18 protein-coding genes are annotated in these 17,971 nt (G+C 52.1%); all 18 read left to right on the top strand.

Going from position 1 to position 17,971, the window contains the following annotated elements; all coding sequences use genetic code 11:
• Position 1 precedes the first annotated feature (1 nt).
• The 18 genes from GCU45_RS28550 to GCU45_RS28630 all read left to right on the top strand — a co-directional run bounded on the left by GCU45_RS28550 (position 2) and on the right by GCU45_RS28630 (position 17,763).
• Positions 2-1,108 carry a RodZ domain-containing protein gene (locus tag GCU45_RS28550; protein WP_152402298.1) on the top strand — a complete coding sequence of 369 codons (1,107 nt, stop codon included), beginning with the start codon at positions 2-4 and terminating at the stop codon, positions 1,106-1,108.
• Positions 1,109-1,208: 100 nt separating this feature from the next.
• The gene (locus tag GCU45_RS33925) at positions 1,209-1,379 is read left to right on the top strand and encodes a hypothetical protein (protein ID WP_163872676.1); all 171 of its coding nucleotides are present in this window, start codon (positions 1,209-1,211) and stop codon (positions 1,377-1,379) included.
• 241 nt (positions 1,380-1,620) lie between these two features.
• Positions 1,621-2,112, top strand: a complete 492-nt coding sequence (locus tag GCU45_RS28555) for a YajQ family cyclic di-GMP-binding protein (RefSeq protein ID WP_076169539.1) — start codon at positions 1,621-1,623, stop codon at positions 2,110-2,112.
• Positions 2,113-2,367: 255 nt separating this feature from the next.
• Positions 2,368-2,955, top strand: a complete 588-nt coding sequence (gene pgsA / locus GCU45_RS28560) for a CDP-diacylglycerol--glycerol-3-phosphate 3-phosphatidyltransferase (RefSeq protein WP_152402300.1) — start codon at positions 2,368-2,370, stop codon at positions 2,953-2,955.
• A gap of 128 nt (positions 2,956-3,083) precedes the next feature.
• Positions 3,084-4,370: a competence/damage-inducible protein A gene (locus GCU45_RS28565; RefSeq protein WP_152402302.1), complete on the top strand. Its 1,287-nt coding sequence runs from the start codon at positions 3,084-3,086 to the stop codon at positions 4,368-4,370.
• A gap of 336 nt (positions 4,371-4,706) precedes the next feature.
• Complete coding sequence (gene recA, locus GCU45_RS28570; protein ID WP_105443594.1) at positions 4,707-5,768, top strand: recombinase RecA; 1,062 nt, start codon at positions 4,707-4,709, stop codon at positions 5,766-5,768.
• A gap of 141 nt (positions 5,769-5,909) precedes the next feature.
• Positions 5,910-6,704 (top strand): regulatory protein RecX, encoded by a 795-nt coding sequence (locus GCU45_RS28575; protein WP_152402304.1) that lies wholly within the window; start codon positions 5,910-5,912, stop codon positions 6,702-6,704.
• Between the two features lie 326 nt (positions 6,705-7,030).
• Positions 7,031-8,572 carry a ribonuclease Y gene (gene rny, locus GCU45_RS28580; protein WP_076167981.1) on the top strand — a complete coding sequence of 514 codons (1,542 nt, stop codon included), beginning with the start codon at positions 7,031-7,033 and terminating at the stop codon, positions 8,570-8,572.
• A gap of 70 nt (positions 8,573-8,642) precedes the next feature.
• Positions 8,643-9,437, top strand: a complete 795-nt coding sequence (locus tag GCU45_RS28585; protein ID WP_145023162.1) for a TIGR00282 family metallophosphoesterase — start codon at positions 8,643-8,645, stop codon at positions 9,435-9,437.
• A 131-nt stretch (positions 9,438-9,568) separates the two neighbouring features.
• A complete protein-coding gene (locus GCU45_RS28590; protein WP_006286829.1) occupies positions 9,569-9,829 on the top strand; it encodes a stage V sporulation protein S in 261 nt (86 codons plus the stop codon).
• A 162-nt stretch (positions 9,830-9,991) separates the two neighbouring features.
• Positions 9,992-10,987, top strand: a complete 996-nt coding sequence (locus GCU45_RS28595; RefSeq protein WP_152402306.1) for a dipeptidase — start codon at positions 9,992-9,994, stop codon at positions 10,985-10,987.
• A 185-nt stretch (positions 10,988-11,172) separates the two neighbouring features.
• Positions 11,173-11,745: a phosphate propanoyltransferase gene (gene pduL / locus GCU45_RS28600; protein WP_152402308.1), complete on the top strand. Its 573-nt coding sequence runs from the start codon at positions 11,173-11,175 to the stop codon at positions 11,743-11,745.
• Between the two features lie 231 nt (positions 11,746-11,976).
• Complete coding sequence (gene miaB, locus GCU45_RS28605; RefSeq protein ID WP_152402310.1) at positions 11,977-13,539, top strand: tRNA (N6-isopentenyl adenosine(37)-C2)-methylthiotransferase MiaB; 1,563 nt, start codon at positions 11,977-11,979, stop codon at positions 13,537-13,539.
• A gap of 32 nt (positions 13,540-13,571) precedes the next feature.
• A complete protein-coding gene (locus tag GCU45_RS28610) occupies positions 13,572-14,015 on the top strand; it encodes a YlbF/YmcA family competence regulator (protein ID WP_152402311.1) in 444 nt (147 codons plus the stop codon).
• A gap of 320 nt (positions 14,016-14,335) precedes the next feature.
• Positions 14,336-14,737 (top strand): PaaI family thioesterase, encoded by a 402-nt coding sequence (locus GCU45_RS28615; protein WP_116231765.1) that lies wholly within the window; start codon positions 14,336-14,338, stop codon positions 14,735-14,737.
• Positions 14,738-14,930: 193 nt separating this feature from the next.
• The gene (locus GCU45_RS28620; protein WP_076169533.1) at positions 14,931-15,683 is read left to right on the top strand and encodes an NUDIX hydrolase; all 753 of its coding nucleotides are present in this window, start codon (positions 14,931-14,933) and stop codon (positions 15,681-15,683) included.
• A 14-nt stretch (positions 15,684-15,697) separates the two neighbouring features.
• Positions 15,698-16,246 (top strand): cysteine hydrolase family protein, encoded by a 549-nt coding sequence (locus tag GCU45_RS28625; protein WP_152402313.1) that lies wholly within the window; start codon positions 15,698-15,700, stop codon positions 16,244-16,246.
• 65 nt (positions 16,247-16,311) lie between these two features.
• Positions 16,312-17,763 carry a nicotinate phosphoribosyltransferase gene (locus GCU45_RS28630; protein WP_152402315.1) on the top strand — a complete coding sequence of 484 codons (1,452 nt, stop codon included), beginning with the start codon at positions 16,312-16,314 and terminating at the stop codon, positions 17,761-17,763.
• Positions 17,764-17,971 lie beyond the last annotated feature (208 nt).

Below are 17,971 nucleotides of genomic sequence, written 5' to 3' on the forward strand. Positions count from 1 at the left end.
GTTGTCTGAACTGGGTCAACAGTTAAGAGAAGCCAGACTGCAGAAGGGCATGAGCCTGGACGACGTGCAGGAAATGACAAAAATCCGCAAAAGATACTTGGAAGCCATCGAAGCAGGGGATTACAAGGTGCTCCCCGGCAGTTTTTATGTGAGGGCTTTTATTAAAACATATGCCGAAACCGTGGGACTCGATCCGGACGTTCTGCTCGAAGGCCACAAGAAGGAAGCTCCTCCGGAGCCGGAAGCGACAATGGAGCCGGTCATTCAGAAGCGGTCCAGCAGCCGCTCCTCGTCGCCTGAACGAAACGTAAAGTGGCTGTCGACCGTGCTGATGTGGACGTTCCCGATTCTGATCATTGTCGTTATTTATTTGTACGCGAACAATGCAAGTTCGCCAAAGAAAGACAACAGCATCGATTCGTCCAAGGTTACGGAGCAGCAGGATCCGACAACGGCGAAGAATCAGGATCCGCCCGCAACAACAACTACGCCGCCGGACAATGCCACCAATCCGGGGGATGACGGCAGCAAGGACAATTCCGGAAATTCGGATACCACAACTACGGATAACACGAACACGGACAGCGGAAATACCGGGGGCAAGGACACAACCACACCGCCGTATCAAAATGGCACGGACCCTTCAGGCACCGGAACAGATCCTTCGGGAACCGGTACGGACTCGACGGATTCGACGAACCAAGGCAATCAAGGCGTAACCGTGGCTCAGGACGGCAAGAAGGGCAAAACGACGATCTTTAAGGTTGCAGCAGCCCAGGGAACACCGGTTCAGGTGGAAATCAAAGCGACGGGCAAGAGCTGGCTTGAAGTGTACAAAGGCGAAAATACTTCCGGCGAGAAGCTTTCCTTCGGTAATACGAAGGAGGGGGATACGCTGACCTTTACGCTGGATTCTTCCGGTATATACATTAAATCGGGATATTCTCCCGCAACGACGATTACGGTAGCAGGGCAGACGGTGGAGGACGGTAAATCGACTTCGCGCATTCTGCTGAAGCTGGACGACTCCGGTGCGAGCGGTACTTCGACCGGTAATGATTCGTCGACAGGGGATTCCTCCGATCAATCGGATAGCAGCAACGGCTAAACGGCGGGACAGGCTCGACTGAATAATGCCATACACTCCGGGGGACAATAGTTCTAGCTTTAAGTCCTTCTTATTCCGGATAGAAATGAGGTGTATGGTTATGACAGTCAGCTGGATCACCACGATTGTGGGGATTATCGTCAGCCTGCTCGGTTATTACCTCACTCCCAGCGCTTGGGGGTACGGCATTCTTGGATTTGGACTGGCATGGATCGTATTGGGCATCTTGGATATGTTCCGCCAACCAACCCGTGACCGCAGCCGATCGTAAAATAAGAACAAGGCATTCCCGGGGACCCATGAGCCGGCGAATGTCTTTTTTTTTGAGGTCCATGTTCATTGCTTGTAGGCTTCCGCTAATCGCGTCCTGTCTTCTGCCTAAGCCGTGCCTAAGCAGTGCCGAACGCCGTGAGATAATATCCGTGAACGGAAGGAACGCTGTTTAGGATTAGACTTGTCCCGGGTAATTTCATATAATATGACATGAAAAGGAACTGAAAGGGCGTGTAATGATGAGTTCGGAAAATTCGTTTGACATTGTTTCCAAATTGGACTTCCAGGAAATGATCAACGCGATCAACCAAACGGAGCGTGAAATCGAAACCCGTTTTGATTTTAAAGGGAGCAAGAGCAGCCTGAAGCTGGAGAAGGAGACACTGGTCATCACCTCTGATGACGAGTATAAGCTCAATGCGGTGATTGACATTTTGCAGTCCAAAATGATCAAGCGCGGTTTGTCGCTCAAAAACGTGGATTACGGCAAGGTTGAGCCAGCTTCGATGGGAACCGTCCGCCAGCGGATCACCCTGAAGCAGGGAATCGATCAGGACAACGCCAAGAAAATCAACGTGCTGATCCGGGATTCCAAGCTGAAGGTCAAAAGCCAAATCCAAGGCGATCAGATCCGGGTGACCGGGAAGAGCAAAAACGATCTGCAGGCGGTCATGCAGCTGCTCCGCAAGGCGGATCTGCCGCTGGACCTGCAGTTTACCAATCTAAAGTAATGCGGGCGTATACCGCACGGCAAACGGGCGGGAAGAGGAGCTTACTCCTCTTTTGACAGTGTATAAATTGATATATTATACTGTAACTTGTCCCGCTGTCTTGGCGGGGTTGCCGGCCTGCCGCAAGCTGTGCCTGCTGCCCCCAAGTAGAGGATTCATACATAATGGATGGTCTGGGTGCATTATTATTCATTTTCGGCCTGCCGTGCATGTGAATGTCGTTTCTTAGTTTGATTTATCCGGGGAGGGTTTACAGTGAATCTGCCCAACCGTATTACCATTTCAAGAATCTGTTTGATTCCGGTCATGATGGTGTTTCTTCTGGTCGACTTCAAGTTCTATCCGGAACCGATTACCTGGAATTCATTCGAGCTGCCGTACAATCAGCTGATCGCTGTAATTATTTTTATTCTGGCAGCAAGCACAGACGGTATAGACGGTTATTTGGCGCGCAAAAACAACTTGGTTACAAATCTCGGAAAACTGCTGGACCCGCTGGCCGACAAGCTGCTTATTACGGCGGTGCTGGTTTCGCTCGTCGAAATGGGGAAATGCGACTCCTGGATCGCTGTGGTTATTATCAGCCGCGAGTTTGCCGTTACCGGCCTGCGCCAGATTGCGCTGCTTGATGGGGCTGTCGTGGCGGCCAGCAAATGGGGCAAGGTGAAGACAGTCATTCAGATTGTCGCCATCGTGGCGATTCTGATCAACAACTTCCCGTTCGAGATGATCGGCCTGCCGTTCGACGATATTGCCATCTGGGCAGCGGCTTTGATCACGATTTACTCGGGGATCGATTATTTTGTTAAAAACAAAAAACTGCTTCATCTTTCCAATGTGTAAGGCAATAGGGATATCCTATTGCTTTTTCTTTCCACCAAACGCTGTGGTGCGGATAGGCTAAAAACGTGTAAAGTGTTCAATATAGGTATATCCATTCTACTTTACGATAACAGGGAGGCCAATCAAGGATGAAAGCAGAAATCATTGCAGTCGGTACGGAGCTGCTGCTTGGACAAATCGTGAATACCAACGCGCAGTACTTGTCGCAGGAGCTCGCGGCAATGGGAATAGACGTCTATTACCAGACAGTCGTCGGGGACAACGCCTCGCGGCTTCAGGGTGCCATTGAGCTTGCTTCGCAGCGCGCGGATATCCTGATTCTGACCGGAGGCATCGGCCCGACCCAGGACGACCTGACCAAGGATGCCCTGGCCGCGCATGTCGGCCGCTCCCTGCACATTGACCGGCTGGCGATGGATCAAATCGAAAGGTTCTTCGCAGGGCGGGGGATCGACATGACGGAGAACAACCGCCGTCAGGCGCTCGTCATCGACGGCAGCACGCCGCTTCCGAATGAAACAGGATTGGCCGTCGGACTCGCGCTTGCCCAAGAGGATAACTTCTACATCGTTCTGCCTGGTCCTCCAAAAGAGATGAAGCCGATGTTCGACCAGCAGGCGAAGCCGTGGCTCCTTCAGCACGCCCTGACCGACGAAATGCCGATTTACTCCAAAATGCTCAAGTTTGCCGGCATCGGCGAATCGCTGCTGGAGGATCGGCTCCTGGACCTGATCGACGGGCAGACCGATCCAACGATCGCTCCTTATGCAAAGGAGGGTGAAGTGACCGTACGCATCTCCACCAAAGCGCCTACAGAGCAGGAAGCCATGGAGAAACTGAATGCGATGCAGGGGCAAATTCAAAGCCGGCTCGCAGACCATATGTACGCCAGCATGGACGTGCCGATCGAACGGATCATCGTTGACATGATGGCGGACCGCGGGATTACGCTGAGCGCCGCTGAGAGCTGCACAGGAGGCATGCTGATGGAGAGCATCACGTCCATTCCGGGCAGCGCCACCATGTTCGTGGGAGGGATCGTCTGCTACTCCAACGAGATGAAGGAGAAGCTGCTGCATGTCCCGCATGAGCTGCTGGAGGGAGACGACGCACCGGGAGCGGTGAGCGCCGAAGTGGCTGAGGTGCTTGCTGAGAACGTGCGGATGATCACGGACAGCGACTTCGGCTTATCCGTCACGGGTGTAGCGGGTCCGGGGTATTCCGAACGCAAACCGGTCGGCCTCGTGTACGTCGGGATCGCCCAGCGCGGACAGAAGACCGAAGTGTTTGAGTTGAAGCTGAACGGCAACCGCGAAACGATCCGGGTCCGCTCGGTCAAAACGCTGCTGTACCGGTTGTGGCAAAGACTGGTATCTACCGATCCGGCCACCGGGGAGTCCAAGGATCAGGTTTGAAGTTGTGCAGCCGTCCGCCAGGCGGTATAATATAACCATACGGAAGAACCGTGCAAAAATAAGTTTGCCGCGGTTCTTTTTCTTATGGTTGGAGTAGGGGTGGAAGCCTGTTCCAGTTCGGACTCTAGCATCCGATCATCATAGAAGAACAAACGCCCACCAGGGACCCCCCATATTTGGCGGGCTTTCCTTGCGGCGGTTGGTTTGAGGTACGGCGGCATGATGATGAGAGGAGAATGCCTGGCAAAAAAAACGAATGTATGTTCGAAAAAATGCTTGGCAAACGTTCCAAAACAAGGTATCATAATAGTATAAACGGTGAAGGATGTGAGTTTATTGTCAGATCGTCGTGCTGCGCTTGAAATGGCGCTTCGTCAAATAGAGAAACAATTCGGTAAAGGTTCAATCATGAAACTCGGTGAGTCGACACATATGCAGGTGGAAGTTGTTCCCAGCGGCTCCCTGGCTCTAGATATAGCACTTGGTATTGGCGGACTTCCAAGAGGCCGCGTTGTTGAAGTATATGGACCGGAATCTTCCGGTAAGACGACGGTGGCCCTCCATGCCATCGCGGAAGTACAGAAGGTCGGTGGACAAGCTGCTTTCATCGATGCGGAGCATGCGCTTGATCCGTCGTATGCCAACAAGCTTGGCGTCAACATTGACGAGCTGCTGCTGTCTCAACCGGACACTGGTGAGCAGGCGTTGGAAATTGCGGAAGCCCTCGTACGTAGCGGCGCCGTTGATATTATCGTCGTGGACTCGGTTGCCGCGCTCGTACCGAAAGCGGAAATCGAAGGCGAAATGGGTGATTCCCACGTAGGTCTGCAGGCTCGTCTGATGTCCCAGGCACTGCGTAAGCTGTCCGGTGCGATTGCGAAGTCGAAGACAATTGCGATCTTTATCAACCAGCTTCGTGAGAAAGTCGGCGTCATGTTCGGTAACCCGGAGACGACCCCCGGCGGCCGTGCGCTGAAGTTCTATTCTTCCGTTCGTCTGGATGTACGCCGTATTGAGAGCATCAAGATGGGCAATGATGTAGTGGGTAACCGGACGCGGATCAAGGTTGTCAAGAACAAGGTGGCGCCTCCGTTCAAGCAGGCGGAGATCGACATCATGTACGGCGAAGGCATTTCCAAGGAAGGCAGCATTATCGATATCGGTACGGAATTGGATATCGTCAATAAGAGCGGTGCCTGGTACTCTTATGAAGGCGAGCGCTTGGGTCAGGGCCGCGAGAATGCGAAGCAGTTCCTGAAAGAAAATCAGCCTATTTCGGAAGCGATCGAGAACAAGATCCGTGAGGCAAGCAATTTGACGACAACGGTGAACGCGCCGACCGCAGAGGAAGCGGCGGCCGAGGAACGCGAAGAACAGGAATTGTTAGAGCTGGAATAGGGTTGTCGTTTGAAGTCGTATTGAGAATAGAGACTATAATGAGGACGCTCCGTGATGACCTGTCACTGGGCGTCTTTTCTCATATAGAAGGTGCGGTGCTGTTACAGGATAACATTGAACACGTGATGGGATGTGAGAGAGATGCGAAAAGGAAATAGCCATGAACATCAGGAAGGGCAAGGGATTCATGAAGAGCAGGGAATCCATGAAGAACGGGGAATTCATGAAGAACAGGGAATTCATGAAGGACTGGCCGGTTTCCCGGACGATGAAACCCTTTGGATCACGGAGGTAGAGCGTCTGGCCAAGCCGAGAGGGCGCTATTTGATATCGTTCGGACCCTACACCCTTTCCGTCCACGAAGACGTCCTCGTGAAGTACCGGATGGTCAAGGGGAACGCCTTTACGAAGCAGGAGCTGGAGGAAATCGTCGTAGCGGACGAGCGGCAGCAGGCTTATGTCGAAGGCTTAAAGGCGCTGGAGCGGAAGCCGCGGACACGCAAGGAAATTGAAATGAAACTGCGGCAGAAAGGGATCGAAACGGGATCGATTGAGTATGCGCTGAACCGGCTGGTGGAAGAAAGGCTGGTGGACGACGAAAGCTATGCCAGGCAGTGGGCGCAGCAGCGAATCAGGAACCACCGCAAAGGCAAGGCCTGGATCAGGCAGGAGCTTCAGCAGAAAGGCGTCGATAAGTCGATTATATCCGAGGCGCTGGCCGAAGTCAGTTCCGATCAGGAATTTGAGGCAGCCCTGGCAGCCGGCCGAAAGAAATGGAACCAGACGAAGGGCGAAGCCGCCGATCGCAAGCGCAAAACGGGGGCTTATTTGATGAGGCGGGGATACTCCGGAGAGCAGGTCCGAAAGGTCATCAATCAGCTGCTCAAGGAGGATGCGTATCCCGAGGATGAAGAGGAATATTTTTCATTCGACTGAGGAAGAAGTTGACACAATATGAAATGCCCTCTCTTGACAATATCTTTTCACAAATACTAAAATGAAGAGGAATCTATTCCTGTAAAAAGCTCTTTTTTCCTTCCAAAAAAAGGTTTTTTATTGAAAGATTCTAATTTCTCTCCAATTCATATGAACTACCCCCGCCTTATCCCGCCTCTAGGGTAGCACGGGTTTTGTACAACCTTCCCATGGGGAAGTTGTGCAGATGGAAAATGATTGAAGTACGTATGATGAATTGAAATGAATGGACAACTGTAGAAGATCCCAAGGAATACCTTGGAGGAACCAACGAGGAGGTGAACTGAATGCCTATATGGCTATGGGTCGTTCTCGTTGTTGCCGCATTGTTCTTGGGGTTCGTGATTGGATATTTTATTCGCAAATCTCTTGCAGAGGCTAAAATTTCTAGTGCTGAAGAAGCTGCTGTACAAATCGTGGAAAACGCGCGTAAGGAAGCAGAAGCACTGAAGAAGGAAACGGTACTGGAGGCTAAAGACGAAGTACACAGAATCCGGACCGAAGCTGAAAAAGACACTCGTGAGCGTCGAAATGAAATTCAACGGCAGGAAAGACGATTGTTGCAAAAAGAAGAGTCGCTGGATAAAAAAATTGAATCGCTTGAACGTAAAGAAGAGCAAGTGGCCAACAAAGAGAAACGCATCGAAGAGACTCAACAGCAGATCGATTTGATTTACAAGAGCCAGGTCACGGAACTGGAACGTATTTCCAGTTTGACCATGGAAGACGCACGAAGCATTATTTTGAGCAATGTAGAGCAGGAAGTTCGCCATGAAACCGCTCAAATGATTAAAGATATTGAGCAGCAGGCGAAAGAAGAAGCTGACAAGAAATCCCGTGAAATCGTAACGCTCGCCATCCAGCGCTGCGCAGCAGATCATGTGGCGGAGACCACCGTATCTGTGGTGACGCTGCCGAATGAGGAGATGAAGGGACGGATTATCGGGCGTGAAGGCCGGAACATCCGTGCACTGGAAACTCTGACCGGTATTGACCTCATTATTGATGATACGCCTGAAGCTGTAATTTTGTCGGGATTTGATCCGATCCGCCGGGAAATTGCCCGGACCGCTTTGGAGAAATTGGTAGCAGACGGACGCATTCATCCCGCTCGGATTGAAGAGATGGTGGAGAAATCCCGTAAAGAGGTTGATGAGCGGATTCGCGAGTATGGCGAACAAGCGACATTCGAAGTGGGTGTACATGGTTTGCATCCGGATTTGATCAAAATTTTGGGACGGCTCAAATTCCGTACCAGTTATGGTCAGAACGTGCTGAAGCATTCCATGGAAGTGGCTTATCTGTCCGGTCTGATGGCCGGAGAGCTCGGCGAAGATATCGTATTGGCCAAGCGTGCAGGCTTGCTGCACGACATCGGTAAAGCGCTGGATCATGAAGTGGAAGGCTCACATGTTGAAATCGGCGTGGAGCTGGCCAAGAAATACAAGGAACATCCGGTGGTTATCAACAGTATCGCATCCCACCATGGCGATGTAGAGGCAACTTCGGTTATCGCGATGCTGGTTGGCGCAGCCGACGCCTTGTCAGCTGCAAGACCAGGAGCGCGCCGTGAAACGCTCGAAACGTATATCAAGCGTTTGGAGAAGCTGGAGGAAATCTCCGAATCGTTCGAAGGCGTCGAGAAATCGTTCGCGATTCAGGCAGGACGCGAGGTCCGCGTTATGGTACAGCCTGAGAAGATCGATGATGCCGAAGCATTCCGGCTGGCTCGGGATATTACGAAGACGATTGAGAATGAACTGGATTATCCGGGGCATATCAAAGTGACGGTCATCCGCGAGACTCGCGCGGTTGAATACGCGAAATAATGTAAATGATGAAAAGTGGCCGCTTTGGGGGCCACTTTTCATATTTGTTCATCTTAAGGGGGAGACCGACATTAACGTATTATTTATTGGAGATATCGTGGGCAGTGTAGGCAGAAAGGCGCTTAAAGCGACGCTGCCGTCGTTAAAAACGAAGTATAACCCTCATATCATCATTGCGAACGGAGAAAATGCTGCTTCCGGTCGAGGGATCACGCAGTCGATTGCCAAAGACTTTTTCGATTGGGGTGTCCATGGGATTACGCTGGGCAACCATACGTGGGATAACAAGGAGATTTTTGACTTTATCGACGACGAGCCGCGCATGGTGAGACCGGCCAATTTTCCGCCGGGGACGCCGGGATTGGGGCATACGATCATTAAAGCGAACGGCAAAGAACTGGCCATCGTGAATTTGCAGGGACGTACGTTTCTGCCGGCCATTGACTGTCCGTTTCGGGCCAGCGACGAGATCGTCGACCAGCTCCGCAAGAAGCACAAGCATATTCTTGTTGATTTTCATGCCGAAGCCACATCCGAGAAAATCGCCATGGGCTGGCATCTGGACGGCCGTGCTTCGATCGTCGTAGGAACACATACCCACGTGCAGAGCAATGATGATACTATTTTACCGAACGGAACGGCCTATCTCACGGATGCCGGCATGGTCGGTCCTAGAGAAGGCATTTTAGGCATGGAACGCGATGCGGTACTCCGCAAATTCAAAACACAGCTGCCGGTCCGGTTCCAGGTCGACAACGGAAAATGGCACTTCCACGGCGTATTTGTCCAGTTGGACGATGCAACCGGCAAGGCGCTGAAAATGGAAAAAATTCGGATTCTCGAAGACGATTGGATCATGGATTGACCGAGTTTTCCTCTGAGACTATTGGCGGATTTATGGCTGAAAAATTGTCAGAAAGAAGGAATTATTTCCGGACTCCCGAATAACATCTAGTATGTGGAAGCTTATCATCATTCCCAGGGGAGGTACTTACCATGGAAGTATTAAAAGTTTCAGCAAAGTCCAATCCAAATTCTGTTGCCGGTGCTCTGGCAGGCGTGCTTCGTGAACGCGGGGCGGCTGAACTGCAAGCCATCGGAGCAGGCGCACTCAATCAAGCGATTAAAGCGGTAGCCATTGCCCGGGGATTTGTAGCACCCAGCGGAGTAGACTTGATTTGTATTCCAGCCTTTACGGATATCGTTATTGACGGGGAAGACCGAACGGCGATCAAACTGATCGTAGAGCCCAGATAAGGGAAATGGCAGGATATGCCATCATTTGATGAAACCTGTTTATTGATATAAGCTGAATGAAGCCGGATTAGAGGTGCTCGGTGAGTACCCGGACTTTGATTCAGTTTATATGGGATAGACAGGTTTTTTTGCTTGCGTACGACGGAAAGGAGAGGCTTAAGCATGACAATTCCGGTGGTGGATTATCATTGTGATGTACTAAGTAAAATGGTGAAGGATAAAAGCATCTCCTTTGCAGACGATCCGAAGCTCGATGTGACCTACAAGCGTCTGCAGGAAGGAGGGGTGGCGCTGCAAACCTTCGCTATCTTTTTGTCTGAGGAACGGGGGATTCCCCGCTTTGAGCATATATTGGATCAGATCGACGTGTTTACCTCCCGTGTCGTTCCCGTGCAGGAAGGCGTCCGGTGGATGAAATGGAGAGAAGACGCAGCCTCGCTTGAGCATTCGATGAAGGCGGCGGAGCAGCTCCCGCTTCAAAGCCACGCCCTTCAGCCGTGGGGGCTTCTGTCCGTGGAGGGCGCCGACGGATTCGAGGGAAACTTGTTTTATGTCAAAGTGTGCTATGATCTGGGCGTGCGGTTCCTTGGGATTACGTGGAATCATGCGAACTGGGCTGCCGACGGCGTTATGGAGAAGCGCAAGGGAGGCTTTACCGAAAAAGGAAAACAGCTGATTGAGCTGTGCAACGAAACCGGTTTGCTGCTGGACGTATCCCATTTATCGGAGGCCGGGTTTTGGGAGCTGGCCGAACGATCGAAACGGCCGTTTATCGCTTCCCACTCCAACGCAAAGACGGTGTGCCCGCATCCCCGCAATTTGAACGATGAGCAGATTCGGGCGATCGCAGCGATGGACGGGCGCATCGGAATTACGTTTGTGCCGTATTTTGTAAAAGAAGGTCCAGGGCCGGTCGTTCCTGCAGATGTTCTTCCCCATATTGAGCGGATGTGCGAGCAGGGAGCGGGTAACATGCTCATGTTCGGCTCGGATTTTGACGGGATCGAGACTTGGATTCAGAATTTGGAGCATCCCGGACGCTATCCGGCGTTTATCGATCTACTGCTTGCCCGCTATCCGGAGGATATGGTCAAAGGATGGATGTCGGGCAATGCTCTCTCTTTTCTGAGCAGGCATCTTCCGGCTAAACCGGTTTGATTTGAGTGGAATTAAACCATGTTTTGGCAATACGGAGCAGACATTTTGACAATCTTGTAGCAGAATGGCAGGAAATGCATGAAAGTTGGAATGAAAGCGGTGACGTCTTTTTCTTTTTTGGGTAAAAGGATGTATAATGAGTCTGGCCTGTACAGAACATAGAGAAAATTTAAGGAGTGATCCACGTGAGTAAAACTGTACCTGTAGGCGTGTCCGCACGACATATCCATCTTACCCAAGAACATATTGAAGCTTTGTTTGGTCAAGGCTATCAGCTGACCGAATTTAAACCGCTATCCCAACCCGGACAATTCGCCGCCAATGAAACGGTGGCCGTTATCGGTCCGAAGGGTCAATTTGATAAGGTTAGAATTTTAGGGCCTGCCCGTTCGGCAAGCCAGCTGGAAATTTCCCGTACGGATTCTTTCGCCATCGGCGTGAAAGCTCCAGTCCGTGAGTCCGGAAATATTGAAGGAACCCCAGGCATCAAGGTAAAAGGCCCGCAAGGCGAGATCGAACTGGAGCAGGGCGTGATCGTTGCTGCTCGTCATATCCATTTTCACACGAGCGACGCGGAAGGCTGGGGCATTGCCGACAAGCAGCATCTGAAAGTGCGCATCGGTGGCGAGCGCGGACTGGTGTTTGAAAACGTCATTGCGCGCGTATCCGATTCGTTTGCGCTCGACATGCATATCGACACGGACGAGGCCAACGCAGCCGGTGCCAAAACCGGAGATACGGCTGAAATCATTGACTAACAACGACTGACCAGGCCGGCAGGCCTGTAGAACGGGGGAGCCATCCTCCGTTTTTTTGTTGTTTAACCAGTGGCGTGATGAACGAAAGATGTCTTTCGATCCAACGATTCGGCTATGCTTATACATAGATGGAAGTCCTGGCAATCAGTAGATATGCCATTAGGTTCATGCTATAATTTATTAGAATGTCGTTTAACAGGGGTTCCCTGGATTAAAGGAGTGGTCAACAGCATGGCGAAGGAAACGAAGGATTACTCCAAATATTTTGATTTCTCCGATGCCAAAGTTCTGTCAGAGGACGAATTCGGAAAGAAGATCCGGATCAAGGGCCGTGAGATTCATATTATTTCGGAGCCTAACCATAGACAAAGCAAGAAACGGCGCAAGGAAGATGTTCAAGTGCTGTATGAGAACGCGGTGCCGGAAGAGCTTCAAGGGATTGGAGCAGGGAAGCATTATATCGTATACACGTTCGGCTGCCAGATGAACGAGCATGACTCCGAGACGATCAAGGGCATGCTGGAGATGATGGGCTACACCGCTACCGAAGACCGCAAGGAAGCTGACATCATTCTGCTGAACACATGCGCCATCCGTGAGAATGCAGAAGACAAAGTGTTCGGCGAGCTCGGCCATCTCAAGCACCTGAAGACGGAGAAGCCCGATATGCTGCTTGGCGTTTGCGGCTGTATGTCTCAGGAGGAAGGTGTCGTCAACCGGATTATGCAGAAGCACGGCTTCGTGGACATGATCTTCGGTACGCACAATATTCACCGGCTGCCGATGCTCATCAAGGAAGCGCTGTTCAGCAAAGAGATGGTCGTGGAAGTGTGGTCCAAGGAAGGCGACATCATTGAGAACCTGCCGAAGAAGCGTGAAGGACTGCGGGCGTGGGTCAACATTATGTACGGCTGCGACAAATTCTGTACATACTGCATCGTTCCGTTTACCCGGGGGAAAGAGCGCTCCCGCCGGCCGGAAGACGTGATCGCCGAGGTTCGCGATTTGGCGCGCCAGGGCTTCAAGGAGGTTACCCTTCTCGGCCAGAACGTGAACGCTTACGGAAAGGATTTTGACGATATCCGGTACACGTTTGCCGACCTGATGGACGATATCCGCAAAATCGATATCCCGCGCGTGCGGTTTACAACGTCACATCCGCGCGACTTCGACGATCATCTGGTGGAGGTCCTCGGCAAAGGGGGCAACCTCGTTGAGCATATCCATTTGCCGGTGCAGTCGGGCAACAACGAAATTCTCAAAATCATGGGCCGGAAGTACACCCGCGAAATTTACCTGGAGCTGGTTCGGAAGCTGAAGGCAACCGTGCCAGGGTTGGTGCTGACGACAGACATCATCGTCGGCTTCCCGGGCGAAACCGAAGAGCAGTTCGAGGATACGCTGAGCCTGGTGCGCGAAGTCGGCTTTGACTCGGCTTACACCTTTATTTATTCCCCTCGGGAAGGTACGCCGGCGGCTGTCATGGAAGACAATGTGTTCATAGAAGCGAAGAGCGAGCGCCTGCAGCGCCTGAACCGGACGATTGAGGAGTACAGCCGCAAGAGCCACGAAAATCTTCGTGGGCAGATCGTCGAGGTGCTGGTGGAAGGCGAGAGCAAAAACAACGCCTCCATCCTGGCGGGAAGAACGCGCACCAGCAAGCTCGTCCATTTTGAAGGCGGCAAGGAATTGATCGGCAGCTTCGTAAACGTCAAAATTACGGATGCGATGACGTGGTACATCAAAGGCGAAGTCGTGGATGTGCCGCAGGCCGAGGCAGCGATAACTCAGTAAATTCCATAACAGAATAGGGGTATTGAACCAAGATGGAGAAGGGTCATATCAATAAATACGGCATGATGTCTTATGATACGAAGGATCTTGTGATCCGCGACGATATTATGTCCAAGGCCAAGGAACTGGCCGAACTGATTTCCGGAAGCGAAGAAGTGCAGCAATTCCAGAAGGCCGAGGAGAAAATCCGCAATCATGAGCGCGTACAAAACCTCATTGCCACCATCAAGAAGAAACAGAAAGAGATCGTGGCCTTCGAATCCTTCCAAAATCAGGAAATGGTTGCCAAAATCGAGAAAGAAATCGAAGCGCTGCAGGATGAGATCGATGGGATCCCTCTCGTGAACGAATTTCAGCAAAGCCAAAGCGATATTAACTATTTGCTGCAGCTGGTCATTTCCGTCATCCATGATACGGTATCGGAAAAGGTCAACGTGGAAGCGGGAACGGAAGCGCCTCCTTCCAGCTGCGGCTAACCTTTACAAGGCTGCGGACGAGACGTCCGCGCCTTTTTTTCAAATGCAGATCGCATGGCTTTCGTGGTTTCGCTGAGTACCAGAATAACATCGGAGCGAAGGCCCCACGCCGCTGTGGGGTTATTTTTCGTCATCGGGAAACAAGAGGGAATCAAGCCAAGAGGTAGGCTATCCAGCCGACTTATGGGATAGAGCAGACGAATTTGGTTAAACATGAACGTAAACAGTTATCGCTGACAACATAGAGCAACGAAGGCGGTTCCTCCGGCAAAAGGATGCTGGGCGAATACGCGAAAAATGACAGCATGGGGGAGACGACAATGAACGCATTGGAACAAATGGTGGCCCGGGGACAGGATTCGTTCTGGGCGTATCTCGGCTGCGAGCTGGTGTCCGCAAACAAGGAAGAAGTGGTCATTGCGCTCGATGCCAAGCAGCACCACACCAATTCCATGGGCATCATCCATGGAGGTGTACTGACATCCTTGATGGACCAGGCGATGGGAATGGTAGCGACGGCGGCTAAAAATATCGACAGCTGCGTTACCACCGACATTAACGTGCACTTTATGAATGCGATGGTTCCGGGGAGATTAACGGTGACGGCCAAGGTGCTGCACGAAGCGGGCCGGTCTCTCGTCACCGAAGCAAAAATTAATGACAGTGAAGGAACCCTGGCTTGTATGGCGACGGCTACGTTTCGGGTAGTAAACCGCAAGTAGCCATTAACGGGGGATCCTTGCTTTCTTATGCAGGACCAAACAATCAGAACGCGGCTTACACAACATAGACAGAATGACTTGACTTTTTTTATCTATAGTTCATAATGAAAGTATCAAAAAGACGTTATGTGGTGATAAGATGACTGAAAATGAGAAAGCAAGCGGCAGACCGAAAGAGAAGACCGCCGAGGAGATGGGGTACTCCCCGAAGAAGTACCGCACGCCTGACGGTGTACCCGCAGACATTGTGATGTTTACGCTGACCAAGCGCGAGCGCAAGACCGTGACCAAAACGCTGCCGATCCGGGAGCTCAAGGTCATGCTGATCCGCCGGAAGTCGTGGCCGTTCGCGGGGATGTGGGCGCTGCCCGGAGGATTCTGCCAGGAAAGCGAATCGATCTATGACGCGGCAAAGCGTGAGCTCAAGGAAGAAACCGGCGTCGACGGAGGACACCTCGAGTATTTAGGCGTATACAGCAAGCCGGGAAGAGACCCCCGCGGCTGGATTATCAGCAACGCCTTCTTCGCCCTGGTGGAAGAATGGATGCTGGAGAGCAGACAGGCGGCGGACGATGCCGGCGAGGTTGGCCTGTTCGGCATCGATGAGGTGCTGAACGAGCTGGAGCTGGCCTTTGACCACCGGGAAATCATCCAGGATGCGTACCACCGGATTCAGCAGCAGATGCTGCATTCCACGATTGCGCGCCAATTTTTGCCCGAGCAGTTTACGTTAAGCGAGCTGTACCAGGTCATCCAGACCGTTGTTCCGGAATTCAGCGAGCCGAATTTTATCCGTAAAATTACGTCTACGCGCAGCCGGCAGGGGATCCTCGAAGAAGTACGCGACGAGAACGGAAAGCCGCTGAGCTCCAACCAGTATTCCCAGCGACCGGCACAGCTGTACCGGTTCACCGATTACGTGCCGCTGCTGTCCATTTATACCTAAGGGAGTGAAGGTAGATGAAAGCACTGATCGTTATCGATTTTACGAATGATTTTGTCGACGGAAGCCTGCCTGTAGGCCAGCCTGCGGTGGATATCGCGCCGGCGGTAGCCGCCATCACTAAAGAATTCATCGATCGCGGCGACTGGGTCGTCATGGCTGTGGATCTGCACGAGAAGGACGATCCCCATCATCCGGAGACGAAGCTGTTTCCTCCCCACAACCTTCGCGGCACGCGGGGAAGAGAACTGTATGGCCCGCTGGAGAAGGTATACAACGACCATCGCGATGCGATTTACTGGATGGACAAAACGCGGTACAGCGCTTTTTGCGGAACGGATCTCGAACTCAAATTGAGGGAGCGCAGCATCACCGAAGTGCACCTGATCGGGGTATGCACCGATATTTGCGTGCTGCACACCGCTGTAGAGGCGTACAATAAGGGCTTCGGCATCACGGTGTACGAAGACGCTGTAGCCAGCTTCAACCCGGATGGGCATACGTGGGCATTGCAGCATTTTAAAAACAGTTTGGGTGCGCAGGTTGTCAAAGGAGCAGAGAAGTAAAGACGATGGCCCGGGACACCGGGCCTGCCTGATATGACAGGCGTACCAGCAAGGAGGAACTCGGGATGCAGACGATGGGTCTGGCCTTACACACGGATAAATACCAAATCAACATGATGTACGCGCATTGGGTGAACGGCTCGCACCGACAAAAGGCGGTGTTCGAGGCGTACTTCCGCAAGCTTCCTTTCGGAAACGGGTATGCGGTTTTCGCAGGCCTGGAGCGTATCGTGCATTACATAGCCAATCTCCGATTTACCGATGAGGATATAAAGTATTTATCCGAGCAGGAAGAGAATTACGATTCGGCGTTTTTGGAGGAATTAAAGCAGTTCCGGTTTTGCGGCACGCTGCACTCGATGAAGGAAGGCGCGCTCGTCTTTCCAAACGAACCGTTGGTCCGTGTGGAAGGCACCATTATGGAAGCCCAGCTGGTGGAAACGGCGCTGCTCAATTTCATGAATTTCCAGACGCTGATTGCCACCAAGGCGTCGCGAATCAAGCAGGTTGCGGGCGACGATATTTTGCTTGAATTCGGAACGCGCCGGGCGCAGGAAGCCGATGCGGCGGTATGGGGGGCACGGGCCGCTTATGTGGCCGGTTTTCACGCAACCTCCAATATGCTCGCTGGAGAGAAATTCGGCATCCCGACAAAAGGAACGCATGCTCATTCTTGGGTACAGACCTTCGAAAGCGAACAGGCGGCGTTCGACGTTTATGCCAAGGTTATGCCGGATCAAGTGACGCTCCTCGTGGACACGTACGACACGCTCAAGAGTGGTGTGCCGCATGCGATCGAAACGGCCAAGAAGCTGGAGGCGATGGGCAAGAAGATGAACGCCATTCGTCTGGACAGCGGTGACCTTGCGTATCTGTCGATCAAAGCGCGCGAGATGCTCGATCAGGCTGGATTGAACTATGTGAAGATCGTGGCCTCGAATGACCTCGACGAGAACACCATTTTTAACCTGAAGGCGCAGGGGGCACGGATCGATACGTGGGGCGTAGGCACCCAGCTGATTACGGCGGCCGACCAGCCGGCGCTGGGCGGTGTTTATAAGCTGGTGGAACGCGAGATTAAGGGCGAGATGATTCCGACGATCAAAATATCGGGCAATCCCGAAAAAGTATCGACGCCGGGCAAAAAGAACGTCTACCGGGTCGTGGACCGGGTCAGCGGGAAAGCAACGGCGGATTACATCGCCTTCCCTAGCGAGAAGAAGCCGCATGACGGCCTCCGTCTGAAGCTGTTTAATCCGCAGCACCCGTATTTGCAGAAATACGTAAAAAACTACGATGCCATTGAAATGCTTACACCGGTTTTCGAGAACGGCCTGCTGGTGTACAAACTGCCGTCGCTGGATGAAATCCGGGAATACCACCGGGAGCAGATGAATTTATTTTGGCCGGAATACTTACGCAAGCTGAACCCGGAAATTTATCGCATCAATATCAGCGAGAAAGTATGGGACATGAAGCAAAAGATGATGGCCGAATATATGCAGCAGGATGAGTAGCTGCGGAACGAGTCGATGAGGGGGGACCAAGGGTCGCCCCTTTTTTTTTATATATTAGACTGTATTAGTATCTGGAGACCGTCAGCCTTACCTCTTAACCAATAATAATATCGAGACGGGTTCTTCTCGTGCGGATATTTAGGGTGGGAAGCAGAGCATTATTTCTCGGGAAAGCGCAGAATCAGGCATACTCCGATGCACTTCCCGA

It is taken from the genome of Paenibacillus cellulositrophicus (assembly GCF_009363095.1).
Lineage (GTDB): Bacteria > Bacillota > Bacilli > Paenibacillales > Paenibacillaceae > Paenibacillus_AQ > Paenibacillus_AQ favisporus.